12 protein-coding genes are annotated in these 11,964 nt (G+C 42.1%); 8 read left to right on the top strand and 4 right to left on the bottom strand.

The annotated features are described in order from the left end of the window. Positions 1–3 precede the first annotated feature (3 nt). The 4 genes from lysS to BLU58_RS09665 all read left to right on the top strand — a co-directional run bounded on the left by lysS (position 4) and on the right by BLU58_RS09665 (position 5,028). Positions 4–1,491, top strand: coding sequence for a lysine--tRNA ligase (gene lysS, locus BLU58_RS09680; protein ID WP_093292009.1), 1,488 nt, complete (start codon positions 4–6; stop codon positions 1,489–1,491). A 312-nt stretch (positions 1,492–1,803) separates the two neighbouring features. After that, entirely contained in the window at positions 1,804–2,433 is a 630-nt protein-coding gene (locus BLU58_RS09675) for a nucleotide exchange factor GrpE (RefSeq protein ID WP_072332951.1), read from the top strand. A 35-nt stretch (positions 2,434–2,468) separates the two neighbouring features. Then, entirely contained in the window at positions 2,469–3,992 is a 1,524-nt protein-coding gene (locus BLU58_RS09670) for an Hsp70 family protein (RefSeq protein ID WP_093292008.1), read from the top strand. Between the two features lie 184 nt (positions 3,993–4,176). Continuing rightward, positions 4,177–5,028 carry a hypothetical protein gene (locus BLU58_RS09665; RefSeq protein ID WP_093292007.1) on the top strand — a complete coding sequence of 284 codons (852 nt, stop codon included), beginning with the start codon at positions 4,177–4,179 and terminating at the stop codon, positions 5,026–5,028. 41 nt (positions 5,029–5,069) lie between these two features. On the opposite strand, the gene BLU58_RS09660 is transcribed toward BLU58_RS09665, so the two are convergent. After that, positions 5,070–6,338, bottom strand: coding sequence for an MFS transporter (locus BLU58_RS09660; protein WP_369813736.1), 1,269 nt, complete (start codon positions 6,336–6,338; stop codon positions 5,070–5,072). A gap of 109 nt (positions 6,339–6,447) precedes the next feature. On the opposite strand from BLU58_RS09660, the gene BLU58_RS09655 reads away from it, so the two are divergent. Next, positions 6,448–7,551 (top strand): site-2 protease family protein, encoded by a 1,104-nt coding sequence (locus BLU58_RS09655; protein ID WP_093292005.1) that lies wholly within the window; start codon positions 6,448–6,450, stop codon positions 7,549–7,551. Positions 7,552–7,594: 43 nt separating this feature from the next. Here the strand turns inward: BLU58_RS09655 and BLU58_RS09650 are convergent, their stop codons facing one another. From BLU58_RS09650 to BLU58_RS09640, 3 genes are all read right to left on the bottom strand, one after another. Further along, positions 7,595–8,344, bottom strand: a complete 750-nt coding sequence (locus BLU58_RS09650) for a FixH family protein (protein WP_093292004.1) — start codon at positions 8,342–8,344, stop codon at positions 7,595–7,597. A 117-nt stretch (positions 8,345–8,461) separates the two neighbouring features. Next, positions 8,462–9,106: a response regulator gene (locus tag BLU58_RS09645; protein WP_093292003.1), complete on the bottom strand. Its 645-nt coding sequence runs from the start codon at positions 9,104–9,106 to the stop codon at positions 8,462–8,464. Between the two features lies 1 nt (position 9,107). Then, positions 9,108–9,929, bottom strand: a complete 822-nt coding sequence (locus BLU58_RS09640) for a sensor histidine kinase (RefSeq protein ID WP_176786595.1) — start codon at positions 9,927–9,929, stop codon at positions 9,108–9,110. 164 nt (positions 9,930–10,093) lie between these two features. Between BLU58_RS09640 and BLU58_RS09635 the strand changes: the two genes are divergently transcribed. The 3 genes from BLU58_RS09635 to BLU58_RS09625 all read left to right on the top strand — a co-directional run bounded on the left by BLU58_RS09635 (position 10,094) and on the right by BLU58_RS09625 (position 11,957). Beyond that, positions 10,094–10,801, top strand: a complete 708-nt coding sequence (locus BLU58_RS09635) for an MgtC/SapB family protein (RefSeq protein WP_093292001.1) — start codon at positions 10,094–10,096, stop codon at positions 10,799–10,801. 146 nt (positions 10,802–10,947) lie between these two features. Continuing rightward, positions 10,948–11,418, top strand: a complete 471-nt coding sequence (locus BLU58_RS09630; protein ID WP_072332925.1) for a CtsR family transcriptional regulator — start codon at positions 10,948–10,950, stop codon at positions 11,416–11,418. A gap of 5 nt (positions 11,419–11,423) precedes the next feature. Next, positions 11,424–11,957 carry a UvrB/UvrC motif-containing protein gene (locus tag BLU58_RS09625; protein ID WP_093292058.1) on the top strand — a complete coding sequence of 178 codons (534 nt, stop codon included), beginning with the start codon at positions 11,424–11,426 and terminating at the stop codon, positions 11,955–11,957. Positions 11,958–11,964: the final 7 nt, after the last annotated feature.

Below are 11,964 nucleotides of genomic sequence, written 5' to 3'. Positions count from 1 at the left end.
CAAGTGCAAGAGGAATTGAATGAGTTGTTGCAAGTACGTCGTGAGAAACTACAAAATCTACGTGATCGTGGAGTAGATCCGTTTGGTCAGAAATTTATTCGCACTCATCATGCAGCGGATGTGACAAGCCGGTTTGAACCATTTAGTAAAGAAGAGCTGGCCCAGCGGGAAGAGAAGGTAGCCATTGCAGGGCGTCTTATGGCAAAGCGGGTACAGGGGAAAGCTTCTTTTGCTCATCTTCAAGATCAAACCGGACGTGTACAAATCTACGTACGCCTTGATGTAGTAGGTGATGAGCAGTATGAGACGTTCCAAACGGCGGACATAGGGGACTATATCGGGATTCACGGTATTATGATGAAGACAAATCGCGGAGAATTAAGTGTTCGCGCACAAGAGGTTTCTTTCTTGAGTAAATCTCTTCGCCCACTACCTGAAAAATATCATGGGCTTAAAGATGTAGAGCAACGTTACCGGAAACGTTATCTAGATTTGATTATGAATCCGGAGGTTAAAGATACGTTTATTGCTCGTAGCCAAGTGATTAGCTCCATGCGTAACTATCTAAATAACCATGGCTATCTGGAAGTAGAAACACCTACCTTGCATCGGATTGCTGGCGGAGCGAGTGCTCGTCCCTTTGTAACGCACCATAATACTCTGGATATGACGCTTTATATGAGGATCGCATTAGAGCTTCCGTTAAAACGGCTTATTGTAGGCGGATTAGAAAAAGTATACGAGATTGGACGAGCATACCGGAATGAAGGAGTTTCTACACGTCATAACCCTGAGTTTACGATGCTGGAATTATATGAAGCGTATGCAGATTATCACGATATCATGGACCTAACCGAAAATATGATTGCGCATATCGCTCTAGAAGTTTGTGGTACAACGAAAGTCAACTACCAGGGGGAAGAAATCGATCTCTCCGTAGGTTGGACGCGGAAATCGATGACAGATCTGATTCAAGAACATGTAGGAGTCGATTTCATGGCACAGATGACGGATGAAGAAGCTCGTGCCATTGCAAAGGAACATGGTGTGCATGTAGAACCTACGATGTCATTTGGACATGTTGTAAATGAATTCTTTGAGCAAAAGATCGAGCACTTATTGATTCAACCTACCTTCGTAACGGGACATCCAGTAGCGATCTCCCCATTGGCTAAGAAAAATGTAGATGACCCACGATTTACGGATCGTTTTGAACTGTTCATCGTTGGGCGTGAACATGCAAACGCCTTTACAGAGCTAAATGACCCGATTGATCAACGTCAGCGTTTCGAAGCTCAAGTGAGTGAAAAAGCGGCTGGTAACGACGAAGCGCATCCTATGGATGAAGATTACTTGGAAGCGATGGAGTACGGGATGCCTCCAACAGGTGGTTTAGGAATCGGAATGGATCGCTTAGTTATGCTTTTGACTGATTCACCATCGATTCGTGATGTGTTGCTCTTTCCGCATATGCGCGACACGCAAGAATAGAAAATAAAAAGCACGGGGATTATGGTCTTTCGTGCTTTTTATTCTTACTAAACACATTTGTAGATTGATAGAGTGGTTGCCAACTGGGGCGTTTTGCGAATAAAATAGAAGAAAAAATGGAGTTACGAATAGGAATAGATAGAGTTGACGTATTTTTCACATTACTTTTATTGGGTTAGTGGCTATAAATAGAAGAAATTTCGTGGGATGGAAGATGTTAGTTTTATTAGGTTTCATTTTTCCAAGCACTTTTTATGAAATAGGCTGTTATAATAGATCTATGTAAACTAGTGCACAAAGGGAGGAACAAGTATGGGTCCCAAAAAAGAGAACCGAAGATTATTTGGACAAGGTTCCCAACTACCACAACAACCAAAACGCATGAATTTACCGCAGATGCGCGAACGGACCGGCGATGTAGAGGGAAAACCCGTTGATCGTCAACAGCAACAGGTTCTCTCTTTCTTATCTAGTTTGCAATCAAACTTTACTTCGCTCGTTCGTTTAGTTGAAAAGCGGCTAACGTACGATAAAACAAAAGAACAAGCATTTGAACGATTATATCAAGAGATGGATTCGATGAAGCAGGATCAAGAATTAACGAATCTGAGGCCGCTTTACATAGATTTGATCTTATTGCATGATCGGATGGAAATGATCTATAAAGATGGTGCGGAGAATGGAAGCCTCTCACCCGAAGTAGCTGAGTTACTTAAATCGTTAAATGGAGAGTTAATGGAGATCCTCTATAGACGTGGAGTAGAACCTATTTTCTTAGAATCGATTACATTTGATCCTCGTTATCAAGAAGTCGTTCAAGTGGTACCAACTGAGGTACAAGAAGAAGACAATGAGATTGCAGCAGTAGTCCGTAACGGATTCCGCTATAAAGAGGTCATTCTGCGACCTGCAAAAGTGATTATAAAGAAACATCGTGTATAAGTAACAGAACCATCTTCCCTGAAGGAGTGAAGTCATTGGGTAGAGTAGTAGGGATCGACTTAGGAACAACATATTCCGCCATTTCCGTTGTGAACAAGTTTGGCAAGCCCGAAATCTTGGTGAACCGAGAGGGAGAACGTATCACCCCTTCGGTTGTTTTATTTGATGGGGAAGACCCTATCGTAGGTAGTATCGCGAAACGATCAGCAGTGGCAAGCCCTTTTAATGTGATCCAGTTTGTAAAGCGTCAGGTAGGGGACAAGAACTGGCGCTTTATTACCGAACAGAAAGAAGTGTATTCACCTGAAGAGATATCTGCCATCATCTTACGCCGACTAAAGGAAGATGCAGAGACACTCACAGGAGAAAAGATAACAGATGCAGTTATTACCGTTCCTGCCTATTTCGATGATGCCCAGCGTAAAGCGACACAAGATGCAGGCAAGATTGCCGGCTTAAATGTATTGCGAATCATCAATGAGCCGACTGCGGCTGCTCTTGCTTATGGATTAGATAAAATGGATCAACGTCAAACGATCATGGTATATGACCTCGGAGGTGGAACGTTCGATGTGACGATCATGAGGTTATCACCAGAAGGGCTTCGGGTTTTATCTACGGGTGGAGCAAAAAATCTAGGTGGTTGTGACTTTGACAATGAGGTTATGAATTATCTAAATGAAGAATTCCGTGCACAAAGTGATATTGACCTATTAGAGGATCCGATGTATGAGCAAGATCTTCGGGATAAAGCGGAGATTGCGAAAAAAACGTTATCTTCCAGAGAGCGTACCAATGTATTTATCTCGGTCGGGGGTCATAATGCATCTATTACCCTCACCCGTCAAAAATTTGATGAGTTAACGAGTTCTTTGTTGCAATTGACCCGTGTCATCATGGAACAAGTGCTAGCTGACGCAGGCCTCCAATGGAAAGATATTGACCGTGTCTTGATGGTCGGAGGCTCTACCCGTATGAGGTCTGTGCCAGCTCTCATCGAGCGTGTGACAGGAATCCGCCCGTCGCTAGATGTGAATCCGGACGAGGTTGTGGCGATGGGTGCCTCGATCCAAGGAACCCTCTTACATATGAAAGCGGGGCTTTCTGATCCTAATTTGCTCAAGGCTTTTCCTGCTGTCGAAGTTCAAGATGTGAATTCGCATAGCTTGGGTGTGGTTGCATTAGATGAAAATGGAGCGGAAGTAAACTCGATTGTACTGAAAAAAGATACTGTCATTCCTGCCCGGGTAAGCGGTCATTATACGACTACAGTAGATGATCAAACCCAACTTCATATTCAAGTAACAGAAGGAGAGAGTAGCGACCTCGACTTTGTAAAGGTTGTAGGGGATGGGATGATTGAGCTTCCTAATTATGCGAAGGGTGCTCCCTTAGAAGTGATATTTGAGTACGATAGTGATGGAATTATCCATGTATCCGTCATCGACTCAACAGCGGGTGCTCTGCTTGGCGAAATTAATATTGAACGTACTTCTAACCTGACAGATGAGGAAGTAATGGAGAAGCAACAACGGGTGGCACAACTTGCTATAAGTTGATGTTTCGAAGCAAAAAAGGGTTTTGACTAGATTTTCTAGTTAAGTCCCTTTTTTGCTTTAAGAGGATGATGATAGAGTGAAATGTGACAAAAAAAAGGAATTTAAATAGATCATAGAGAAAATGAAATGGTATGATGGGGGCATGGAAATTTGTTGAGGATAAACTTGGAAGCGAGGAAATGAAATGCAAGACACTAGCATGATTCCTACTTTTATAGTGAATCTGTTTAAAGAAACGTTACCAGAAGAACAGCCAGAGATCTTTGAATCTAAGATTCCTGTAGAGGGTCATGAAGGGGCTTACTATTTTGGACGATTCCATCCTTCAGGGAAAGTCTTGGTGGTACGAGAAGATGGTTCTGTGCCATTTTTCGAGGAAGTAGAGCCCGTTGTCGAACGCGTATTGCAATATGAAAGCCTCAAAAAATCCAATGATTTATTATATGTGCTTCTTACAGGCGAGCAAGAGATGTATCAAAGCTTGGTACAGATGTTAGAAGAGATAAAGAATCATTATGAAGAACACATGGACCTTTTCCCAAAAGAAGAGTTTCAACGTGTCACCCAGACATCACATGTATTATTTGTGCAACAAGGCGATTTAGAAAAGGCTAACGAGGAGTTAAACCAGCTAGCGAGTAACATGTATCGAAACCATGAAATTACCCCTAGTAACTTGATGAAGTTAAAGGCTTTACATATATCCGTTGCACAGCTTTTTCAGAAACAGATCTTAACCTACAATAAAACGACTCAAGATGAGCGTGTCGTGGTAGAGTATTTGTATCGTCATACCCCCATTTGGAAATTTAACTGGCGCGGCGTATTACGAGACTTAAAATCTGTCCAGAAGCAAATTGCCACTGGCTTGTCCAAAGAGCTGCTTGAGGATTCGACTGTGACTCATTTATTTAGCAAGGGGGCATCCCTGTCACAGGAAGAGAAAGAAGCGGTGATGGATCAAGTAGTGAATCATAAAACAGAAGTAGTGATGGAATTGATGAAGGAGTTAGAACATGATTTAAACCAAGTATAGCCCTACTATGGGTTATACTTGGTTTTTTCGTCATTGTCATGTTACACGTTCAAAAGGGGTGCTTCGTCATCAAGTGCTTCCTTCTCGCCTTTTGCTATGTTTACTCTAAATAGCAGAATAATCCCAACGACGAAGAAGAACACGAGAGACAAAATGCCTAATCGACTCGAACCGCTTAATTGACCAACTAAAGCAAAAACAAATGGGCCCAGGATAGAGGCGCATTTACCAGTTAGACTAAAGAAACCGAAAAATTCCGTATTATGGTAGACTGGAACCATACGACTAAAGATCGAGCGGCTAATGGCTTGGCTTCCTCCTTGGACGAGTCCAACTAATCCAGCAAGGATATAGAAATGCATAGCCGATTGCATGTAATATCCGATACAAACTAAGATGAGATAGGTAAATAGCGTAATAAATAGAGTGATTTTAGACCCTACTTTCTCCGCTATCTTTCCAAATAACAAGGTACTCGGGAAGCCGATAAATTGGGTTAGGAGAAGAGCAGTGATAAGGTGTGTGGTCCCGATGCCGATTTCTTTTCCATAGATGGTAGCCATTTTAATAATCGTATTAATTCCATCATTGAAAAACCAAAATGCGATCAGAAACTTTATTAGTTCTGGGTATTTTGTTATTTTACTAAGTGTGTGACGAACATCTTGAAACCCAATTCGTGTCCATTGCCAAGCACTTCTTTTTTCGGAAGCTATCTTTTTTTCAGGGACATTTCGAAATAGCGGGATGGCAAACAGAAACCACCAGACTCCAACGGAAGCCAGTGAAATTTGGGTAGCAGTGGTAGTGGTGACCCCAAACATCTCGGCATTTAAGATAAAATACAGTTGGGCCGCGAGGAGGATTCCCCCACCAACATAGCCATAGGAGTAGCCGACACTCGATACGTAATCCCTTTTTTCTGGTGGGGCGATATCAGTTAAAAATGCATCATAGAAAACATTTGCTCCAGAAAAGGCGATCGTTCCGATACATATGAGTAAAGAGGCCCAAATCCAATTGCCTGCTCCAATGGTAAACATGAGTAGACAAGAGATAGCACCGATATAAGTAAAGAAACGTAGAAATATTTTTTTAGAACCACTAGCATCTGCGATAGCTCCCAAGATTGGGGATAAGAGTAAGACGAATAGGGAGGCAATTGAATCTGTGTATCCCCAGTAAGCAGTCGCTGTTCCTGGGTCCAGCCCCTCGGCCGCTGTATCGGAAAAAAACGTTGGCATTACAGCAGCGATAATGGTTGTGGCAAATGCCGAGTTGGCCCAGTCATAAAGAGCCCAACTACGGATGACTTTACGATTCAGAATAATTCCTCCTTGTATAATGTAAGATGAAAGCGATTTTATTTAGTGTATCATAACCCTGAGAACGATAGTTAAATAGGAATGGGGGATTCAAATGGATCCGAAGAAAAAGAAATCTTCGATCGGAACATGGTTAGCTAGTTTGGCGCTTTTGCTCATTACGTTTGGTTCCAAGTTAAAAGTACTTTTTCCACTCCTGAAAGTAGGAAAATTTTTACCTACCCTTCTTTCGATGATCCTCTCGATTTGGGCATATACGTTGATTGCTCCTTTTCAAGTGGCCTTTGGTTTCGTTATGATGATTTTGATTCATGAGATTGGACATGTATTAGCTGCTAAACAAAGAGGGTTGCCTGTATCTGCTCCTGCTTTTATCCCCTTTGTAGGTGCATTTATTACGATGAAAAAGCAACCACGGGATGCAGAAACGGAAGCTTTTATCGCTTTGGGTGGACCTTTACTAGGAACAGTTGGAGCGCTGGGCTGTTGGATACTTGGTTATGTGACAGGTGATTCCTTCTATTACATGATTGCTTATATTGGTTTTTTCTTAAATGTGTTTAACCTCGTTCCCATTCATCCACTAGATGGTGGACGAATCGTGGTTGCGATTTCGCGCTGGTTCTGGGTGCTCGGTTTAATAATGGGCCTAGTGTTGATTATCTATCTGAGAAGCATTTTACTGTCAATCATTTATGTGATGTTTGTATATCAATTATATGCAAAGTATGTAAGAAAGAAGAAACCGATGAGGCAACAAAGATCGAGAATCGAGATGCTATCCGTAAAGTTGGACCCACATCGATTTGAAGAAGTAGGAGCATACATACCAAGTGAATTACACAGGCGAGAGCTTGATTATCGCTACTATACAGATCGTGCAAGCAAGAGAGCTTTTTTAGATGTGTTTTACCCTAGCTTAGGGCGAATTGCAACCATACCAGACCTACATGCTGAGATAAAACGGGTTCACTTAATACGTACTCTCATGACGGATGATGGAAAAATAGAGTTTGTCATTGAAATGGAGTATCGTCCCTTTTATCAGGAGCATGAGGCGAATTCCCCTGAGGATAAGAGATATTATGACGTTTCTAAAAAACATAGACTCCTATATGGTGTTTCTTACCTAGGGCTTGCTACATTGTTGCTCTATATGATGTGGATTACCCAAGCGATGGTACCGGAGGTTAGGTAAGAGGGAACCCCCTGATAAATTGATTATCAGGGGGTTCGTGAGTTTATTTGACCGAAACGGTCTTCTCCACATGCTCGTGTAACTTGATAGAGGGTTTTTCTACATGCAGTTGTACATGATACTTACCTGACTCAGCAAAGCTATAGTCCTTCGTGTATTCTCCAGCTTTACCTTCCGAAACATCGATAAATTGGTGCTTCTTATCGCCTTCTTTCCAGATTTCAAACTTCACGTTAGCGCCTGTTAACGGCTTGCCCTTTGCATCCATCACATGGCCCATTAGTGAAAATGACTTACCCTTTTCGATCGAATCTGGAAGCATGATATGAAGGCTGGCTTTTTGCTCTCCGTGTTGGTGACCATGCTCTTCCGCTTTTTGCTCTCCTACTTGAAACGTTCCTTCGGCCATCTTATGATCCTTGTCGGTATATACATGAACGATTACATGATAAGTGCCTGCATCCTTAAAGGAGTCACTAGCTGTGTAATCTCCGTTCGATATATGCTTTGCAGGGTATTGTTTATGATCTGTGCTTGTCCCTTTCCAAACTTCAAACTCCACCTTCGCATTTGTTACCCCGTTCTCCCCTTGCTTAACATTTGCTTGGAAAGTTACAGGGTCACCCGTATTTGATTTATCTGGATTTGCTCGGAATGAAACAGATAGTTCTCCAGTCGCTTGAGTCTGTTTGTTCTGATTCTCTGTTGGTTTCGTACCGCCACATCCACTTACCAACGACACAATAGCCACAACACAGATAGACGAGATCAATAACTTCATTTTCTTTTTCATAATAAAAAACTCCCTTTCAAAATAGTAGTGATATGATTTATAACTAACTAACAGACTATTTCAGATCATAAAATGAGAGACAAAAGCCCTAAAGTCGACCGATCAGTCTAAAAGCATCTATTGAGTATTCATGTACCCCTGCTCAAACGCAAATCGAGTCAACTGCACTCGATTACTAACATGCAATTTTTGCATAATATTCTTCAAATGATTTTTCACCGTATACTCCGAAATGGTGAGCAAGTGAGCAATATCCTTGTTGCTATTTCCTAGTGCCACTAACGATAGGATTTCCTGTTCCCGAGATGTTAAGCGATGTTCTTGCTGTGTTTTCGTCTGGCCCATAAACTCAGTTAAAATCCTTTTTGCTATTTCCTTGGAAATAGGGGCATCATCTTTCATGATGGCATGTAAATAGTCTAACCATATCGAAGGGTTTAAGTTCTTTAGCAAGTAGCCTTGTGCCCCTTTTTTTAGTGCTTCAAATAGATCGGCTACATCGTCCGATACTGTGACCATGACGATTTTGATATGAGGTAGTTCTGCTTTTAGTATTCGGGTTGCGTCTAATCCATTTAGTACGGGCATATTGATATCCATTAATACAAGGTCGGGTAATAACTCTTTACAAAGATGGATTATTTCTTTTCCGTTTGTTGCTTCCCCAATCACATGAAAAGCAGGATCGCTTCCTAAAATGATTTTGATGGCGGCTCTAGCGTGTTCATGGTCATCACCAATTAAAACTCGGTATTTGCTCATTTTAAGAGACTCCTTTTTCAACCCACACTTTGGTTTTTCCCATTTCGTGCGTGATGGAGAATGTAGCTCCTAGTTCTTCTGCACGATCTCGCATCATTTTACAGCCAAATCGATCGGCGTGTTCCAAGGGATCTGTCTGATATCCCTGACCGTCATCCTCTATTTCAAGACGCCATCCGTGAGTGGTAGGTCGGATGTGAAGAAAAACATAAGTCGCTTGTCCAGCATGCTTGTATACGTTAGTAAAGGCCTCTTGGATGATGGCGATGAGCTCTGTCTGTTCTTTTAAAGTGAAGGAATCCTCATGAATCTTTAATTGAACAGATACGGGAATCCCCATCTTTTTCTCAAATTCGCTTACGAGTTCATCTATTTGCTGACTCCACGTCATCGGAATTAATTGGGTCCCTTCTTTTAATGTAGCGATGGAGTGGCGTACATAGTTATGAATTTGATGTAAGTTGTTTCGAATGGGGCTCCATTCGAGATTAGGCTGTTGTTTTTCGAGTAAATCGAGTTGGACGGAGCATAAAAATAAAGTCTGGGCGATTCCATCATGTAATTCCCTTGCGATTCGTTCCCGTTCCTGTAGGACCGCTTTTTCGGCAAGTTCGTTCTCTAAGCGTTTTTTCAGTTGTTCATATCGGGCAAATAATAATCGCGAGACTGTTAAAGTGACGAAAAGCACGATCAAGGGAGAGAGCCAGTTTCCCATTTCCATCGAGATATGGGATAACAAAAAATCATGACGGATATACTCCCAAAGACCGATCACGATTGTGGGCAACAGTAAAATCGACCAACGGATACTCTTGTATGACATACACACACCTCTTGTACCATAAGGATAATCATTTAGCATACCATGAAATCATATAACGCTTTATAACAATAGGTCTTCTTTCAACAACAGCTTCGAATCGTCCTAAACATTCTCATGTTATGACGAATTTCATTATAAATCTATAGCCCTTAGGAGGGATTATATTGTCCAGTATTTGGTATATTTCAGAGTGGGAAATGGTATTACGACTCATGGTTGCTGCAATTCTTGGTGGACTTGTTGGATGGGAACGGGAGGTAAATAATCATCCAGCTGGTTTTCGGACTCATATCTTAGTAAGTGTCGGTTCCGCGTTAATTATGCTGATTTCGATCTATGCCTTTGTCCCATTTATTGAAGTGGATCGTCGTTTCTTGTTCGATCCTGCACGTTTAAGCGCTCAAGTAGTAAGTGGCATCGGTTTTCTTGGTGCTGGAACGATCTTGAGACAGGGGGTAACCGTAAGTGGGCTTACGACGGCGGCATCCCTGTGGGTCATAGCTGCGATTGGGTTAGCTGTGGGATCAGGTTTTTATTTCGCGGCCGTGATTACCACATTGTTAGTCTTGGTTAGTTTAGAGTTATTAAATCGTATTGAGAAATATATGGTGAAAAAACGTTGCCTGTATCGGTTTGAAATTATCGTACAAGGAGAAGATCGAGGGAGAATCATCGGTAACTTAGCCACTTATTTTGCGGGGAAGGAGATTCAACTAAAAAAGCTACGTGTAGATGAAGAGGAAGGATCATTAAACGAATTTCGTCTGACCATTACGCTTCGTTTGAGTGATTCAAGTGAAGAAAGTTTGACCAATGTGATCGGAGATCTACAAGAAATAGATGGAGTTCATGAGGTGAGAAGGATCATTTGAGTAGGTATGAAGCCCTGCTATTCGTGGGAAAACTGTAGAGGAAGATTGGGTGGAGTAGATATAAAAAATGATTGGCATTATCAGAGGAAAACGATATAATAAAATCAGAAGGTCAAAGATAGTCAAAGTCAGCAGGAGGTTTTCCGATGAGTAGTATTTCAGACATCATTGAACACTATCTAAAGCAGATGCTCGTTGATAGCGAACTGGGTGTCGTGGAAATCAAGCGGAGTGAGCTGGCTGATTCATTTCAGTGCGTTCCTTCGCAAATTAACTACGTCATTAGTACTCGCTTTACCTTGGAAAAGGGCTTCCTCGTCGAGAGTAAGCGTGGTGGAGGCGGTTACATTCGGATTAAGAAGGTTCCTGTGTTGGATAGTCAAAGGTACTATATCGAGCTATTGGAACGGATTGGAGATTCGATTCCCCAAGTGACTGCCGAGCATGTGATACACCGCCTGATTGAAGAGGGTTTTATGACTCCAAGGGAAGCTCACTTGATGAAAAGTATGATTTCACGCGATTTGATTCAACTGCCTCTCATCATGCGCGATCAGTTGCGAGCGCGCATGATGAGGATGATGATTACAATATTATTCGCAAACAAAGGAGAGTGATGGATGTGCTCTGTCCTGAATGCGGAAAAAGGTCGGCTACGATTCATTACAAAAAGGTAGTGAATGGACAGAAGACAGAATACCACCTGTGTGAATTATGTGCACAGGAGAAAGGGGAACAGATGCCTGGTTTTGATCACGGTTTCTCGTTCCACCATCTATTGTCTGGTCTTTTGAATTTTGAGCCGATTACGCAGATGGGGAATCCCCAAGATGATGCGAGTCATTCACCGCAAGTACTTCGTTGTCCATCATGTGGTCTAACATATAATCAGTTTTCAAAAATGGGACGCTTTGGTTGTAGCGATTGCTACGCAACATTTCAGCAGTGGCTAGATCCATTAATGCGGAAGGTCCATGGTAACACGAAACATAATGGTAAGGTACCTGAACGTGCCAAAGGAAAAATCCGCATGCGCCATAATTTAGAGAAGCTAAAGGAACAATTGCATCGCAAAATCCATGAAGAAGCTTTTGAAGAAGCAGCTCAGATTCGCGATCAGATTCGAGCCCTGCAAAAACAATTGGAAACAGAGTAGGAGGGGG

This window comes from Thermoactinomyces sp. DSM 45892 (assembly GCF_900107305.1).
Lineage (GTDB): Bacteria > Bacillota > Bacilli > Thermoactinomycetales > Thermoactinomycetaceae > Baia.
The sequence above is the reverse complement of the archived record's forward strand: the minus strand, read 5'-3'. Positions and strand labels throughout refer to the sequence as shown.